The organism is Mesorhizobium sp. XAP4 (assembly GCF_029269325.1).
Classification (GTDB): Bacteria; Pseudomonadota; Alphaproteobacteria; order Rhizobiales; family Rhizobiaceae; genus Mesorhizobium; species Mesorhizobium ciceri.
Genome location: NZ_JARIXW010000003.1, coordinates 630,332 through 645,856, shown reverse-complemented (window position 1 = coordinate 645,856; position 15,525 = coordinate 630,332). Strand labels below are relative to the sequence as shown.

19 protein-coding genes and 1 pseudogene are annotated in these 15,525 nt (G+C 59.1%); 10 read left to right on the top strand and 10 right to left on the bottom strand.

Going from position 1 to position 15,525, the window contains the following annotated elements:
- Positions 1–5 precede the first annotated feature (5 nt).
- From P3C39_RS16540 to P3C39_RS16515, 6 genes are all read left to right on the top strand, one after another.
- A complete protein-coding gene (locus P3C39_RS16540; protein ID WP_275953644.1) occupies positions 6–659 on the top strand; it encodes a hypothetical protein in 654 nt (217 codons plus the stop codon).
- 1 nt (position 660) lies between these two features.
- Positions 661–2,268 (top strand): carboxyl transferase domain-containing protein, encoded by a 1,608-nt coding sequence (locus P3C39_RS16535; protein WP_275953646.1) that lies wholly within the window; start codon positions 661–663, stop codon positions 2,266–2,268.
- A 93-nt stretch (positions 2,269–2,361) separates the two neighbouring features.
- Complete coding sequence (locus P3C39_RS16530; protein WP_318011939.1) at positions 2,362–2,832, top strand: hypothetical protein; 471 nt, start codon at positions 2,362–2,364, stop codon at positions 2,830–2,832.
- A 39-nt stretch (positions 2,833–2,871) separates the two neighbouring features.
- The gene (locus tag P3C39_RS16525; protein ID WP_013532610.1) at positions 2,872–3,243 is read left to right on the top strand and encodes a hypothetical protein; all 372 of its coding nucleotides are present in this window, start codon (positions 2,872–2,874) and stop codon (positions 3,241–3,243) included.
- Between the two features lie 39 nt (positions 3,244–3,282).
- On the top strand, positions 3,283–3,657 hold the full coding sequence (locus tag P3C39_RS16520) for a hypothetical protein (protein ID WP_275953650.1): 375 nt from the start codon (positions 3,283–3,285) through the stop codon (positions 3,655–3,657).
- A 163-nt stretch (positions 3,658–3,820) separates the two neighbouring features.
- Positions 3,821–5,803: an acetyl/propionyl/methylcrotonyl-CoA carboxylase subunit alpha gene (locus P3C39_RS16515; RefSeq protein WP_275953652.1), complete on the top strand. Its 1,983-nt coding sequence runs from the start codon at positions 3,821–3,823 to the stop codon at positions 5,801–5,803.
- 77 nt (positions 5,804–5,880) lie between these two features.
- Here the strand turns inward: P3C39_RS16515 and P3C39_RS16510 are convergent, their stop codons facing one another.
- Together P3C39_RS16510 and P3C39_RS16505 are read right to left on the bottom strand one after the other, a co-directional pair.
- Entirely contained in the window at positions 5,881–7,002 is a 1,122-nt protein-coding gene (locus P3C39_RS16510) for an ABC transporter substrate-binding protein (RefSeq protein WP_013532613.1), read from the bottom strand.
- Positions 7,003–7,393: 391 nt separating this feature from the next.
- Entirely contained in the window at positions 7,394–7,660 is a 267-nt protein-coding gene (locus tag P3C39_RS16505; RefSeq protein WP_013532614.1) for a sel1 repeat family protein, read from the bottom strand.
- 449 nt (positions 7,661–8,109) lie between these two features.
- Here P3C39_RS16505 and P3C39_RS16500 point away from each other — a divergent pair, with 449 nt between their 5' ends.
- The 3 genes from P3C39_RS16500 (at position 8,110) to P3C39_RS16490 (ending at position 11,146) form a co-directional block, all read left to right on the top strand.
- Positions 8,110–8,451, top strand: a complete 342-nt coding sequence (locus tag P3C39_RS16500; RefSeq protein ID WP_064993369.1) for a DUF2147 domain-containing protein — start codon at positions 8,110–8,112, stop codon at positions 8,449–8,451.
- A gap of 53 nt (positions 8,452–8,504) precedes the next feature.
- Positions 8,505–10,028 carry a recombinase family protein gene (locus P3C39_RS16495; RefSeq protein WP_275953653.1) on the top strand — a complete coding sequence of 508 codons (1,524 nt, stop codon included), beginning with the start codon at positions 8,505–8,507 and terminating at the stop codon, positions 10,026–10,028.
- 461 nt (positions 10,029–10,489) lie between these two features.
- The gene (locus P3C39_RS16490; protein ID WP_275953654.1) at positions 10,490–11,146 is read left to right on the top strand and encodes a hypothetical protein; all 657 of its coding nucleotides are present in this window, start codon (positions 10,490–10,492) and stop codon (positions 11,144–11,146) included.
- Between the two features lie 51 nt (positions 11,147–11,197).
- Here P3C39_RS16490 and P3C39_RS16485 read toward each other — a convergent pair whose 3' ends face one another.
- The 8 genes and pseudogenes from P3C39_RS16485 to P3C39_RS16445 form a co-directional block, all read right to left on the bottom strand.
- Positions 11,198–11,338: a hypothetical protein gene (locus P3C39_RS16485; RefSeq protein ID WP_275953655.1), complete on the bottom strand. Its 141-nt coding sequence runs from the start codon at positions 11,336–11,338 to the stop codon at positions 11,198–11,200.
- A 200-nt stretch (positions 11,339–11,538) separates the two neighbouring features.
- On the bottom strand, positions 11,539–11,793 hold the full coding sequence (locus P3C39_RS16480; RefSeq protein WP_275953656.1) for a hypothetical protein: 255 nt from the start codon (positions 11,791–11,793) through the stop codon (positions 11,539–11,541).
- Positions 11,794–11,892: 99 nt separating this feature from the next.
- Complete coding sequence (locus tag P3C39_RS16475; protein WP_275953657.1) at positions 11,893–12,603, bottom strand: sulfite exporter TauE/SafE family protein; 711 nt, start codon at positions 12,601–12,603, stop codon at positions 11,893–11,895.
- Between the two features lie 123 nt (positions 12,604–12,726).
- Positions 12,727–13,692 (bottom strand): annotated as a pseudogene (locus tag P3C39_RS16470) (cation diffusion facilitator family transporter); the annotation flags it as partial.
- The gene (locus P3C39_RS16465) at positions 13,689–13,958 is read right to left on the bottom strand and encodes a metal-sensing transcriptional repressor (protein WP_275953658.1); all 270 of its coding nucleotides are present in this window, start codon (positions 13,956–13,958) and stop codon (positions 13,689–13,691) included. The pseudogene P3C39_RS16470 and the gene P3C39_RS16465, both read right to left, overlap by 4 nt.
- A 44-nt stretch (positions 13,959–14,002) precedes the next feature.
- On the bottom strand, positions 14,003–14,266 hold the full coding sequence (locus tag P3C39_RS16460; protein ID WP_275953659.1) for a hypothetical protein: 264 nt from the start codon (positions 14,264–14,266) through the stop codon (positions 14,003–14,005).
- 426 nt (positions 14,267–14,692) lie between these two features.
- Positions 14,693–14,902, bottom strand: coding sequence for a hypothetical protein (locus P3C39_RS16450; RefSeq protein ID WP_275953661.1), 210 nt, complete (start codon positions 14,900–14,902; stop codon positions 14,693–14,695).
- 11 nt (positions 14,903–14,913) lie between these two features.
- On the bottom strand, positions 14,914–15,093 hold the full coding sequence (locus P3C39_RS16445; RefSeq protein WP_275953662.1) for a hypothetical protein: 180 nt from the start codon (positions 15,091–15,093) through the stop codon (positions 14,914–14,916).
- Here P3C39_RS16445 and P3C39_RS16440 point away from each other — a divergent pair.
- Positions 15,085–15,516, top strand: coding sequence for a hypothetical protein (locus tag P3C39_RS16440; RefSeq protein ID WP_275953663.1), 432 nt, complete (start codon positions 15,085–15,087; stop codon positions 15,514–15,516). The two genes, P3C39_RS16445 and P3C39_RS16440, sit on opposite strands and share 9 nt — an antisense overlap.
- Positions 15,517–15,525 lie beyond the last annotated feature (9 nt).

Below are 15,525 nucleotides of genomic sequence, written 5' to 3'. Positions count from 1 at the left end.
GGGCTGTGGAAAACAATGCGCAGACGATTTTTCAAATCTTAGGAACGGCAGGAACACTTGCTGCCGCGATTGCGGCGTGGCTGACAGCTCGTGAAATGCGACGGCAAAGCAAAAACTCGGTTAGGCCCTATCCTGTCTTGATAGGACACAGATTCGAGCGGCGAATCCCTGCTGAAGAAAACTCAAGCGAAACGTTTCTTGCCTTAGAGAACGTCGGACAAGGGCCGATGCTAAATGTCACCATTAGCTGGGAAATAAATAATTTACTTAGGTCTCTTCCAAATAGTTTTAAGCTACACAAATCTGGAAAATCCGTCGAATACGCGAATAACGCCTATTCAGCCTATTATGTGTTGGGCGACGCGCTAAATTTCAGAAAATCTCACATCACTTCCGGAATAAACACTGATGTCCACGTACCTACTGTCGTTATGTCAATAATTGATGAAAATATGAATGACCATTTCGGTAATAATAGTTTTAACGATTTTAATATTCCATACATATTTGCGAAGCTCGAATATAATGATATATTCGAAAATAAATACATTTTTTACTACAAATTATATGCCGACATTATCATGTATAGTAAAAACGAAGAAATTTCTAACTACGACGCAGAATGGAAGACGCTACAGTCTCAGCATTTGGAATTCTGAAATGCCCGCTCTTACCTCTCAGATCTCCCCCTCCTCCGAAACCTTCCGTGCCAATGCCGAGCGCATGCGGGCGCTGGTCGCCGACATTGCGGAGAAGGCTGCCACCGTCGAGCTCGGCGGTTCGGAGGAAGCGCGTGAGCGCCATATCTCGCGCGGCAAGCTTCTGCCGCGCGAGCGCCTTGCGCAATTGCTGGATGTCGGCTCACCCTTCCTCGAGATCGGCCAGTTCGCGGCATGGTCGATGTATGGCGAGGAGATCTCTTCGGCCGGCATGATCGCCGGCATCGGCCGCGTCGAAGGCACCGAGGTGATGGTCGTCGTCAACGACGCCACCGTGAAGGGCGGCACCTATTATCCGCTGACCGTGAAGAAGCATTTGCGGGCGCAGGAGATAGCGCTGCAGAACAATCTTCCCTGCATCTACCTCGTCGACAGCGGCGGCGCCAATCTGCCCAACCAGGACGAGGTGTTTCCCGACCGCGAGCATTTCGGCCGCATCTTCTACAACCAGGCCAACATGTCGGCATCAGGCATTCCGCAGATCGCCTGCGTCATGGGTTCGTGCACGGCGGGCGGCGCCTATGTGCCGGCGATGTCCGACGAGACGATCATGGTGCGCAATCAGGCAACCATCTTCCTCGGCGGCCCGCCGCTGGTGAAGGCGGCGACGGGCGAGGATGTCAGTGCCGAGGATCTCGGCGGTGCGGATGTGCACACCAGGCTTTCCGGTGTTGCCGACCACTATGCGCTGGACGACGACCATGCCCTCGCCATCTGCCGGCGCATCGTCAAGAACCTGAATCGGAACAAGACTGTAAGCCTGAACTCTAGGAGAGCGATTCCGCCGCTTCATCCGGCGGATGAACTTTATGGCATCGTGCCGACCGACCTGCGCCAGCCCTATGACGCGCGCGAGGTCATCGCGCGCGTCGTCGACGGTTCCGAATTCGACGAGTTCAAGCAGAATTACGGCACCACGCTGATCACCGGCTTTGCCCATCTCCATGGCATGCCGGTCGGCATCATCGCCAACAACGGCGTGCTGTTTTCCGAAAGCGCGCTGAAGGGCGCGCACTTCATCGAACTGTGCTGCCAGCGCAAAATTCCATTGGTCTTCCTGCAGAACATCACCGGCTTCATGGTCGGTCGAAAATATGAAGCAGGCGGCATCGCCAAGGATGGCGCCAAGCTGGTGATGGCGGTTGCCACCGCCAGGGTGCCGAAGGTGACTGTCATCATCGGCGGTTCGTTCGGCGCCGGCAATTACGGCATGTGCGGCCGCGCCTATTCACCGCGCTTCCTGTGGATGTGGCCGAACGCCCGCATCTCGGTGATGGGCGGCGAACAGGCGGCAACGGTGCTTGCCATGGTCAAACGCGAAGGCATCGAGCGCAAGGGCGGAGAATGGAGCGCCGAGGAAGAGGCGAAATTCAAGAAGCCTATCCTGATGAAATACGAGCATGAGGGCCATCCGCTCTATTCGTCCGCACGCCTCTGGGACGATGGCATCATCGACCCTGCGAAGACGCGCGACGTGCTGGCGCTCAGCCTGTCGGCCGCGCTCAACGCCGAAATCGAGGACACGCGCTTTGGCGTGTTTCGGATGTGAGAATGGACGGTCAACTTCGACAGCCAAACGGCGGAACTATACCGGCAGGCCGTTGCTGCCGTGTGAAAAGGCTGAACTGTATGGACCAAGCGATTGGTCAGTATAGGCGGCTTCGAATCTCAAACAGTGAACTGGCGGGGGGACAAAATATTCGCTACTGTTTATCCAGCATGGGGCAATGGGGACGGGCTGGAAATGAAACTGAAATATTGCCAGGGAACGGCTGCTTCGATACTTTCCGCATTTCTAATATTAACGGCGACCGGCATCAGCTCGGCGGAATCGCTCGCAGGACGCAAGGGAGACGTGCGTTTTCCGCCGACCTTGGGTTCGGGCGAATGCAACGTTGCCTACAAGGGTTACGTCGCGGCGAGCGGCCATTCGGCCTACGCCACAACCTTTTATTCGCGCGTTGTCGACCTCTACATCATCTGCGGGACGAAGCTCAACGCGCCGTCCCAGAAGGCGGCGGAAGAGACGGCGCTACGCAATTGCCAGGCCGGGTTGACACGGTGGAAGCTCAAGACCGCGAGTGGCGGCTGCGCAATCTCGTCATCGAAATAAGCAACCGGCCGAGACTTTTTTGCGAATGGGGGAAGCAGAATGAAATCCGGGACCTGCAAACGAGCAGCCACCCCTATAGTGGCAGGCTTGCTGATGGTGGCGGCCTCCACCGCTGCCATGGCCGGATCGCTGGCAGGCAGCAAGGGCGACGTGCGCTACCCGGTGACCATTCCTATAGGAACCACCGGGGGCTGCGGGAAGGCCTATGCAGCGTATCTCGCAGCCGCAGGCCATTCGGCTTTCGCGGCGACGCCAATCGTTCCGGCGACCGAGTACTTCGTTTGCGGCGTGAAGCTGAATGCATCGTCACAAAAGGCGGCGGCGGAACTGGCACTGAAATCCTGTCAGGCCAGCAAAAGCAAATACAAGGTTACTGTCGCCGGCGCCTGCAGCATCGCCGCGTCCAAATAGACCGGAAAGCGCCCGGTTTTTCTCCTTGGGGAAGACAAAATGAAATCCACGAATTCCAAGCGAACAGCCATGGCGATATTGGCTGTATTGCTGGTGTTCGCAGCATCCGGAGCGGGCATGGCCGGCTCACTGGCGGGAAGCGAGGGAGACAAGCGTTTCCCGCCGTACCTGCCGCGAAATCCCAAGGATCCCTGCACCAAGGCCTACAAGGCCTATGTCGCGGCCGGTGGCCATTCAGCGTACGCAACCACTCCCTACGCACGGATAATGTCGTCGTACATAGTTTGCGGCGGCCACCTCAACGCACCATCTCAAAAGACGGCCGAAGAGTTGGCGATGAAATCCTGTCAGTCCACCCGCGGCCACTACAAAGTCACGACCGGCGGCGGTTGCGAGATCGCGGCCTCGAAGTAGGTACAGCCGACCGCAAGGTAGAGCACTTCCCTGGTAAGGGAGAGGTCTACTCCGAGGGCTTAAAAGGCTCGCGGGACAGCACCCCCCTCTGTCCTGCCGGACAGAGGGGGGTGTTCAAGCGCCATGCTTCCCATGGACTTCGAACCTTACATGCGGAGGCTCCATGTTCGCCAAGATCCTGATCGCCAACCGCGGCGAGATCGCTTGCCGTGTCATCCGTACGGCTCGGAAGCTGGGCGTGCGTACCGTCGCCATCTATTCGGATGCCGACGCAAAATCCCTGCATGTCGAGATGGCCGACGAGGCGGTGCATATCGGCGCCTCGCCCGTCGGCGAAAGCTATCTGCGCGGCGACAAGATCATCGCGGCGGCCCTGGCAACGGGTGCGCAAGCCATTCATCCCGGCTACGGCTTCCTGTCGGAAAATCCCGATTTCGTCGACCAGGTGACAGCGGCGGGGCTCATTTTCATCGGCCCATCCGCGGCCTCTATCCGTGCCATGGGGCTGAAGGACGCCGCCAAGCGGCTGATGGAAAAGGCCGGCGTGCCGGTCGTGCCGGGCTATCATGGCGAGGCGCAGGAGATCGTGCTGCTTGCCTCCAAGGCGCGCGAGATCGGCTATCCCGTACTGATCAAGGCGCGCGCCGGCGGCGGCGGCAAGGGCATGCGCCGGGTCGAGCATCCCGATGAGTTTTCCGAGGCGTTGTCCAGCGCACGGCGCGAGGCGAAAGCCGCGTTCGGCGACGACCGTGTGCTGGTCGAAAAATATGTCGACAAGCCGCGCCATATCGAAGTGCAGGTCTTCGGCGACAATTTGGGCAATGTCGTGCATCTCTACGAGCGCGACTGCTCGGCGCAGCGCCGCCACCAGAAGGTGATCGAGGAATCGCCGGCGCCCGGCATGACGCCCGCTTTGCGCAAGGCGATGACGGAGGCGGCGGTGAAGGCCGCCAAGGCGATCAATTATTCAGGCGCCGGCACCATCGAGTTCATCGTCGATGCCTCGCAGGGCCTGAAGGCCGACCGCTTCTGGTTCATGGAGATGAACACCCGTCTGCAGGTCGAGCACCCGGTCACCGAAATGGTCACCGGCACCGACCTGGTCGAGTGGCAGTTGCGGGTCGCGTCAGGCGAAAAGCTGCCCAAGACGCAAAGCGAGATCGCGCTCGTCGGCCATGCCTTCGAGGCGCGCATCTATGCCGAGGACGCGGCAAAAGGGTTCCTGCCGGCGACCGGTACGCTGCATCATCTGAAATTTCCGGATGCGGCCCCGCAAGGCGCCACGATGCGCATCGAGACTGGCGTGCGAGCGGGTGACGCCATCTCGCCCTATTACGACCCGATGATTGCCAAGCTGGTCGTCCACGCAACGGACAGGCAGGCGGCTCTGGAGGCGCTTGGCGCGGCGCTATCCCGGACCGAGATCGCCGGCTCGACCGTCAACACCGCCTTTCTTGCCGCTCTCGCCGCCGATCAGGATTTCGCCGCAGGCGACGTCGACACCAGCCTGATCGCCAGGCACCAGACGGCGCTGACCGAGGTCGCGCCGCCGACCGGCGAAACCATCGCTGCCGCGGCCGTTGCGGCCTCCGGCGCCGGAGCATCGCCGTCACCCAACGATCCGTGGTCGTCGCTTGCCGGTTATGCGCATTTCCACAGCGTGGCGCGACGCACACGATTGAAGTTTGGCGAAGACGAAATCGTCGCGAAAGTTTCGGTGCGGCATGACGGGCGGTTCCAGGTGACGCTAGACAAGCCCTATGACGACACCAATTCGCGTGATTTTCGCTCAACACCACGCCTCGCCCGCTGGCCAGGCCACATCACCGTGTTCGAAGGCGCCGTCGGCTACACCTTTACGGTGCCGGACCCGCTGGCACGGGCCGACGAGGCAGCGGCGGGTTCAGGCAGCCTGCGCGCGCCGATGCCGGGACTGGTCAAGCTGGTACGCGTGGGAAAGGGCGATGCCGTGATCAAGGGCCAACCGCTGCTGATCCTGGAGGCGATGAAGATGGAACACACCATCGCCGCGCCGCATGACGGCGTGATCGCCGAGATTGCCACCGAGGGCGCGCAGGTGACCGACGGGACAGTGCTGGTGCGATTCTTCGAGGAACAAGCTATCTCGACCGCTGTAGCCAGCTGACGGTTTGAAGGTAAACAACAAAATGGCCGGGACGAACCCGGCCATTTCTCTATGCTATTCAGTCGCCGGGCCGGCGATTACTGCGCGATCGGCGCATATTTTCCGTCATGCCACTGGTTGATGTCGTAGCTGGCATTCTTGAGATCGCCCTTCTCGTCGAAGGTGACATTACCGACAACGGTGCTGATCGGCGTGCCGTTCTTCAGCGCCTCAGCAACCTTGGCCGGATCGTCGCTGCCGGCACGCTTGATGCCTTCGGCGAATGCCTGGATGGTGGCGTATGAGAACAGCGTGAAGCCCTCCGGCACGAAACCGCCGGCCTTGATTTTCTCGACGGCTGCCTTGGCTTCCGGCTTTGCCTGCGGATCCGACGGGAAGACGAACATGGTGCCCTCGCCGGCCGGGCCAGCGACCTGCCAGAATTCCGGCGAGGCGATGGAGTCCGGCATTATCAGCTGGAACTTCAGGTTCTGTTCCGCCGACTGACGCAGGATCAGGCCAGCTTCAGGATGGTAGCCGCCGAAATAGACGACGTCGGCTTTCAAGTCCTTGAGCTTGGTGACGAGAGCCGAATAGTCCTTCTCGCCAGCGTTGATGCCGTCATAGTAGACCTCCTTGAGGCCGCCGGCATTCATCGTTGCCCTGACGGCGTCAGCCACGCCCTGTCCGTAGGCGCTCTTGTCGTGCAGGACGACGACATTCTTGCCGGCGAACTTCTTGGCGATCCATGGGCCGATGAAGGCGCCCTGCGCATCGTCACGCGTATAAAGGCGCATGATCGTCGGCCAGCCGGCCTTGGCGGCCGCGTCGGTCAGCACCGGGTTGGAAGAAGCCGGGCTCATCATCAGCGCGCCGGCTTCGGCATAGACGGCCGAGGCCGGAATGCTCGAACCCGAGCAGGCATGGCCGTCGATGAACTTGACGCCATCGGCGACGACGCGGTTGGCAACCGACACCGCCTGCTTGGGATCGCACTGGTCGTCTTCGATATCAAGCTTGATCATCGACCCGTTGACGCCGCCAGCGGCGTTGATCGCATCGGCAGCGGCCTGTGCGCCCTGCTTGAACTGATCGCCGATGGTGGCGAGCTGTCCGGTCATCGGGCCGATCACCGCAAAGGTGATATCGTCGGCGAATGCGACCGGCGTGCTCATCATCAGGCCGAATATGGCCGCGTTCAAAATACTCAATTTTTTCATGATGGTAGAACTCCTCCACTCACGCGCGGCCGCCCCGGCCACGCTTCTTCCAGAGAGGCGGGACAATTTCATCCTTCATTCGGCCTGTCTAGGCGCATTGGCGCCGCTCGATTGGGCCTGCAAGACGTCATCCACGCAAAAAGCCACGCCAGCCTTGTTCCGGCTGGTCGTGGCTTTTTGCCCGTCGAGCAATCTCCAGGCGCCCCGCCCCTAAAAATCCCGCTCAGCTTCCCTGTGTCGCGCACGACTGGGCCTTGCGGCCTGCCGCGTTCTTTCTCTTGCCCTCGTGACCGTCTTGCGCGGCCTTCAATTTCGCCGGGTCCGGCCGTCTGTGCGGCCTTGATCCCGGAGCTTCCCTGTCTTCGATAGGCCTGTCTGCGATTGGCAGATTTCAGTGCATGGTCATCCATTCGCGGGCTTCGCGAAGCGCCGTGGCGATCTCGACCTTCGACATGGCCGCCGACAGTTCCGAGCGCAGTTCCGCGGCGCGGGCCGAGCCCTTGATGGCGGCGATGTTGAACCATTTGTGGGCGGCAACGACATCGGTCTCGCAATCGCGTCCGGTCGCATACATCATGCCCAGTTCGAAAAGGATGTCGGCCTGGGCAGTTGCCCCCATGGCGCCGAAACCTGCTTCAAGCATTTCAAAACGTGCCATTTCAATCCCCTGTTTCCGGCCCCTGTCAGGCTCCCGAGAGCTGCCTTCTTTCGTCCTTGGCGGCTGCTCTTCCGATGCTTTCGAGAATGCCGTGCAGGCTTGAATCCGTCGTTAAATGGCGTGCTTAATTTGAGGAAAACAAAGCTAAAACAAGAGGTAAACGCGGAAATTCGTTAAGGATACAAAGCCAGCAATTCAGCCTGCTTGCGTCAAATTTGACGAAAATTTCCCGATGCCAATTCAAGACTTCGCTAACCACAGGAGACAAAGGCGATGCGCCGATCGTTTCATTTCCTTGGCCAGGAGGCGCATTCGGGGCCCTTCAAAATCCGAAAGTCTTCCGTTGCGGCACCGCTTTTGTTTTGCCGGGAGCTGGATTAGCTTACGTTTGCGTAAGCGGCAGACCGGCGAGGCGGAGCATCCGGCCGGACATCTAAAGGGAGGAAGACATGTTTCGAAGAGTGAGCCTGGCCCTTGCGGCCACATTGATCATGGCCGGTGCGGCCTGGGCCGATCCGATCGAGGGCAATTGGAAGACGCAGGCCGGCGACACCGCAGCCATCGCTGGCGGCGGCTCGTTTTCCATCACGCTCAAGTCCGGCAAATATGCCGGCAAGACCATCGGCTCGCTCAAGGCGACGGGCGACAACAAATATGCCGGCAACATCACCGATCCGGCAAACGACAAGACCTATTCGGGCAAGGCGACATTGTCGGGCACCTCTCTCAAGATGAGCGGCTGCGTGCTCGGCGGGCTGATCTGCAAGAGCCAGACCTGGCATAGACTTTAATTCTGCAGACTGATATTGGGCGGTCTCCAGGCACCAACGGAGACCGTCCAGTCATGCTACAGCCCCGCGAGCTCAAGGGCCGCAATGCGATTTCCTATGCTCGCTGGTCATCTGGCAAGCAGGCCCAGGGCGACAGCCTTGCCCGACAGACCAAGAATGCCGAGACCTTCTGTGCAATCCATGGATTAACCCTCGACAGACAATTGGTCGACAACGGCGTGTCAGCCTTCAAGGGCGGCAACCTCGACCTTGAGGCAAGCCTTGGGCAGTTCATTGCAGATGTGAAGGCCGGGACCATCCCGAGCGATACGGTCCTCCTCCTTGAGAACCTCGACCGCTTCTCGCGCATTCATCCCATGGATGCCCAGCCCGTCCTCTCCGAACTCCTCAAGACCGGCCTTACCTTGGTGACCCTGCAGGACCAGCGGGTCCATACGTACGAAGACTACCGCGCTAACTTCGCCAGCCTCATGATGTCCCTCATGTCCATGCAGGCGGCTTATGAGTACAGCGCCAAGCTATCGCATCGGGTGGGCGAGGCATGGTCCCGCAAGGCACAGAAGGCGCGTGAGGCGGTCGCCAGTGGTGCCGGGCGGGTCAAGGTTGCGAAGCTACCCTTTTGGATTGACCGGGAAACCTACGGCCTCAATGCCCGTGCCGACGACGCCCGCCTTATCTTCGAGCTTGCCAAGGAAGGTCATGGGCAGCAGGCCATTACAAAGCTACTGAACACTCGCGGCATCCCCTCACCCGCAGGGAACTCATGGGCTCAAGTTGTGGTCGGCGATGTCCTCCGCTCACCAGCGGCCTATGGGTGCCTTGTCCTTAAGGGCGAGGAGGTGCCGGGCTACTTCCCTGTCCTGATCAGCGAGACCGAATGGCTGGCCACCCGTCAGCGCACCAGGGCCCGACAGCACAGCAGACAGGTAGGCCGTACATCAAACCTGTTCCCCCGCATGGTCCACTGTAGCCACTGCGGCTCCTCAATGGCCCTCACATCCTCGAAGAAAGGCGGTATGTCGTGGGGTTACTTGACCTGCACAGGGAAGACGTTCAAGCGCACCGAATGCACTGCCCCTAACTGGCCATATCACCAGTTCGAGCGAGAGTTGATTGACCGCATTGGTTTCATGGCTGTTCCTGTACCGCAGGATCAGACGGCCCCTGATCTCACGGGAAAACTTGAGGAGGCCATACGTGCCCTTGAGGCCAAGCAATCCAACGTCCTCGCCGGTATTGCCGAAGCTGAAACCGCCGAGGTCCGCAAGGTCCTCTTAGGCAAGGCCGACGAACTGGCCCGCCAAATAGAGGCGAAGCGGAAGGAGATCGTAGCCATCCGCGAGAATGAGGCGAGGTTCCGCGAAAACGCGGCGGCTATCATCGACTTCGAGATGGATCAGGAAGAGATTACGCGGCTGGCCAAGGAGGATCGGAAGGGAGCCCAAGGGCTGATCTCCAACCTTGTGTCTCGCATAGACCTTGAGAGCGACAGCAAGACTCTCAGGAGGGCGGTCGTCACGATGCGAAGCGGCTACAGCCACGCGATTATCTTCGACAGCACCGGCGAGCCGGGCTGATTAGGTACTCATATGGAATAGGTATCCATATAGAGGAGCGACGCGCTTGCTGCCTTCGTGGCAACGCCCGTGCGCAATCCGCTGATATTGCCCGCTCATATTGAGTGATAGACCGCGAAAATTAGCGGCTGCTAATTAAGTTCCCATACTGAGGGATAGAACGCCCTCCATGAACGATTACCCACCCATAATGATAGAGTACGAAGCTCCTCGCCGCTTCGCCCCCGTTTTCTTCACGGCCTGTCGCCAAGGGCACCACGCCCACAACCAAGACCAGGTGCCTGAACTCGTTCACCGGCCGCCATTCGGTCGATGAAACTAAGGCCCTTCGGAACGGCAACGCCGCCCGACCCCCAGAGCGTGGCCTGAGACGCGTCAAGCCCGGCCGCCCCCTATACTGCCAACCTCAGCCAATCGAGTCCCAACACGCCGTAAGGCCCGAAGAAAGGCATTCCATCGCCATGACTATGCACACCAAGCCCACGCCCGGCCTCAGGGCATGGGTCAAGCAACACAAGTCTGCAGCCTTTGCCCGTGGCGGCCGGTCACTCACCGCCGCAGAGGTGATCGCCGAAAGCGTCCGCTACAAGGCCGAGTGCGGTCGGCCCATCCTTGCTCGCGGAGAAATCTTCAACCCCATCACTGGCGAGATCGTTACCGATTGCCTGTCACTCTCGAAGGCCCTCGACGTCTTACGGGAACGCCACGGGATCGACACCACCGTCCGAAAGCTCATCCCCATGCTGGAGCGTCAGGGGCTCGTCGGGCGCCGCGTTGCTTGGCGCATGGTGCCCATGGTGACCGACCCGACGGTGAGGAAACCGGAGTATCGCCATGACGCTGTGGCCACCAGAGCAGCGGTGGGTGACGGCCGTCTGATATCCATTCATTACGGACAGAGGGAAGAGAACTGGGTCAGAACCTTGGTGACCCCAGATGGACTTGAGTTTCTCGCGCGGTTCCTGAAGGCACCAGCGGGAGCCGTCAAAAAACCCAAGGCTCGGGATACCGTGCGGGAACTACTGGCCGAAGGCAGAACGCAGGCCGAGATCGTTCAACTGAGTGGCATGTCCAAGCAGGCGGTTTGGTACCACGCAAGGTCCATTAGCAACCTCTAAGTCAAAGAAACTGGTCGTCGCTATACTATAGAGAGGTAACTGGGGGGCCTGTCAGACCTCGTCGAGGAGATAACTGGCGGCCCCCAGTCGGAAACCCATAGGTGAGACGGCTTCGCCGTTCATGGGACAACCGACCGCGATGCCAGCTTCGCTTTTGAGACAGGCTTTGGAGACCAGATTGATGGTCATCATTGATGATCATTTCTTTTGTCTCACCTGAGCCGCAACTTCAGTCCCGTCAGGCTCCTCTATCGGTATAGGCGAAGCTCCGATCGCTTACCTGACGATAACCTGAAGTCGGCTGACGGGCTCGCTTGCCATAAGGCGTGCGTCCTTGCCCCCACCTTTTTTCGCTGAATAGACAGGGCCGCGAGGCCGACGCCCAAATGCACTCACGTCAGACCTTTGGTCAGCCCAGCCCGCTTCCTGAGAATGTGAAAAGCTCTCAGAATTATTAGGTCATTCTCCCGCTCGGACTCCTCCACCTTCTCCTCGTACGAGGCTTCCTCGGCGTGAAAATCTTCCGCTCTGGAGGGCATATTTTTCCACCCCCACTGACATGCATCCCAGTAGCTTTCGCAGGGGATGGTGCGCTCTGCAACAACCCGGCCTCTGCTTTCAAAAAACACGATCTTGAAGTGTGTCATACTGTCGGCTCCAATCATTGGCTTTATTGCCGACAGCCGATGTTTCACACATTTGAAGAGGAAAAAAGAGCGACTACCATAGCCTCCACGTTAGCGCAGTCAGGCAGCGATTTGCCAAACTGCTACTCCCGCAAGGAATAGCCCCGCCACGCCCTCCAATCCGCGCGAGATAGCCTCAAACACCCGAGGGCTTCTGTCGAAGAAGTGCATCAGCCGCTGACGGAACAAGATCGATAGGAGCGCGACAAAGGATAGGGTCAGCGCGACCCCCAGCATCATCGCAATAGCGAAAAGGATGCCCGCTCCGGGAACGCCACGAGAGATCGCGAAGGTCATCACGAACAGAGTAAGCGGGCATGGGATCAATCCGGCCATCACGCCCACAACCTCGCCTTCATGATGATGGTGGCGGCCATGGCGAACCGCCCGCCAAACCATCCAGGCGCCAATAAGGCCGAGTAGGCCACGGCTGATGTCTTCGAGAAGCGGAGCGCGGCCCACGCTACCCAGCGCAATGGACACAAGGGGCAAGGAGAGAACCGCGATCAGAACCGCGATTGTGATGTGTGTGAACGACAGCGTGAGCGACACGAATAGGCCGCGAGACACCGTCGCGTCTGATCCGGCAAGGTAAGTGGCAAGGACCGCTTTGCTATGTCCCGGTGTCAATGCGTGAGCCGCCCCAAACAAGATCCCCATAGGCAGGAAGGCCACGAATGCCAGCCAATCGCCTCCCGTCTGAAGCAGCTTTATCTGCTCAGCGAGGGCCAGATAAATCGTTCGCTGATATTCGATAAGCGAATGAAGCATCGGCTCAATATACCAGAAATGGCACCGTCGACGTGACCCTCAGTGGTCGTGAGAGTGAGATGTCCCGTCCCCATGATCGTGTTCGGGCGCATGTGGATGGCCGTGACCAGCCGGTTCTGCCGAGAAGCGAACGTTTGCGGTGGCGAGGGCTGGCATGTGTTCCAACATCTCTTGCTCAAGGGTGTCGGCGATCCTACTCGCCGCCGAAAGCGAGAGGGACTGGTCAACGTTAATCGCCACGTCTGCGTGGAGTTTATGGCCTATCCATCGCGCCTTCGCATCTACGATTTGGGCTCCCGGGACGTGCGCTGCTGCGTGGTGGATGTCCTCAATTACGCCGGGCTCAATGCCGTCGAGCATACGGGTAAGGACGGAGCGGGCTGACTGCCAGACAATTCCCAAGATTGCCACCGTGATCAAAAGTCCAATGATTGGATCGGCAAGGGGAAAACCTAACCAGACGCCAAGCGCACCGATCACAACGGCAAGGCTAGTAAGTCCATCCGTCCGCGCATGGTAGCCGTCCGCGATCAGCGCCGCACTATTGATCTCGCGGCCCACCCTTATGCGGAACACCGCCACAGCCTCATTTCCAAGAAAGCCGACGATACCGGCTGCTGCCAGCCAACCAAGGTGTGTGACTGCTTGAGGATGGATTAGCCGGTCAATCGCCTGATACCCGGCGACAATGGCGCTAAAGAGGATGATCAGAACGATGATGATCCCCGCGAGGTCTTCGACCCGGCCAAGGCCGTAGGTGAACGTCTTAGTGGGCTTCCGGCGTGCCAGAATGAACGCGATCCAGAGCGGTACAGCGGTAGTAGCATCACCTACGTTGTGGATTGTATCCGCGAGCAGCGCCACACTGCCTGACAGCACCACAACGCCAATCTGCAAAAGTGCCGTGACCGCAAGAATGATGAACGACCATTTGATCGCCCAAATGCCGCGATCAGTCGTGGCGATGGTCGCATCAATGACGCCATGGGTATGGCCGCGAGAGGAATGGTCGTGCCCGTGCCCGTGCCCGTTATGGTCATGGGAACCAAAGCCGAACCAATCGAGGATGCGTGCGCCGATGCCGTTCATAGGTATTTGGCCAGTTGCTTGAGTTCGGCGAGGCTGTCATGTGCGCCACCGGGTTCAGCAGTGTCGGTCAGACAATGTTCGATGTGGTCGTGGATCAACTCACGCTTTGCGCTGCTGATGGCGCTTTCAACGGCGTGAAGCTGCTGGGCAAGGTCAACACAGGGACGATGCGCCTCAAACATGGACAGCACGGCCGAGAGGTGCCCTTGGGCGCGCTTTAGCCGCTTCACGATGGCGGGATGCGATGCATGTAAGTTGTCAGACATGGCATCACCCGTATCCCCCCGGGGAGGATAGGGTCAAGGGATTTTTACTCCATGTCTGGCACGTCGCCACCTACAAAGAGGGTCGTCGGTTCCCCGTATTCGCCAAGCGCCGGATTGGCCTCGCGCGACCAGGCAATGACCCCGGCATGTTTCCCCGCCAAGCCCTTCGCGGTCCTTATGGCCCTGTCCTCGGTCTGCTGTTCGGCTGGTCCAAAAGCTGGCTGAAGATCACCGCTCTCGTCGCGGTCAAAGGCGGTAACGACGATGAGCTTGGGGGCCTTCTGTTGGGGAAGAATGTGATCTGACATTTGGTGTCTCCGTTTAGTCGGTCTCACCGCGCCTACGTCTGTGCCATCCCCGGCTAAACCCATAGCTGACGGCAGGGGCCCATAGAGCCACCTCACGTTCCAATGAGGCATTGGCGACAAGGAGCGCCTTTGCTGCCTCTCGGGCGTCTCCACCGTTGGCGGCTATGGCCTGATCAACGGCAAGCTCCCAGTCCATGGCGGGAGGATCGACTTGCTGTTGCTCGGCTGGCATTGCTTTACCCTACAGGCACTTCTCACCATCGCCACGATGCTTGAAACAGAACCAATGCGGTGCTTGTTTTGGCTTTGCGAACCCCCAGCCGGCATCCTTGCCGCAGCCAGGACGCTCGCACCAATGATGCTGGATACCGGGGGCTGTAACGTGTTCGGGTATAGGAAGCCTGATTTCGTCGCTCACGCCCGTCATCACCCCAACATCACCGGCGTGTCGTCATAGCTAACGGTCGCTACCCCCGGATGCCGGTGGGCGATGGCGAGTATCTTGGTCTCAAGCTCACAGTTGTAGACCATAAGCGCCTTCACGGTCTCAAGCGGACTCTCGTATCGAGCGATCAGCTTCACCGCTTCCGAATGCAGTTCGGCTTTGGCCTCAACGTCCAAATGCATGACGCCCATTGCCGGTCCTCCTATCGTGCCGCCCGGCGTCGTGCCGAACGCGCGTCAAGCTGGTCCTGAAGACGACCGTTGAGAACGATCATTTCCTTGAGCGCCTTCATCACGTCGCCCTTGTGGACGGCAACGAACTTGTCGGCGACCGCTTGAAGAGCGGCCTCTTGGCGGCTGTCAAGTGTCACGATGTGGGCCATGACGATTGCTCCAAATGCTTAGATATCCACAGTGAACAAAAAGAGAACATAAATGTCAAGAGCGGATTGACCAAGAGAGGAATAAGTTCCTATTTTTGGGCCATGCCTGACACTGGTGGAAGACGAAAGCGCGGCGGGGAATGGAAGCTCAGCAATGCCCATGAGATTGGGCAACTCGTGCTGGTCCGCTGCGGGCTCTGCAGCGTCAAGCGCTGGTACCTGCCGAGTGACCTGAGGGAAATCTTTGGAGACATTGAAGCCGAGTTGGTCGGCAACAAAATGAGTTGCAAACGATGCGGCAAGAACGAGTACATGCACGCCGAGACACAGAACCCTTCCGCACGAGAACTGCAAGGCATTCAGGTTACGCGGCTTGCCGAAATTAAGACCGTGCGGCGTGTCATTTGGAAGGATGAGGGATAATAGGCTTAG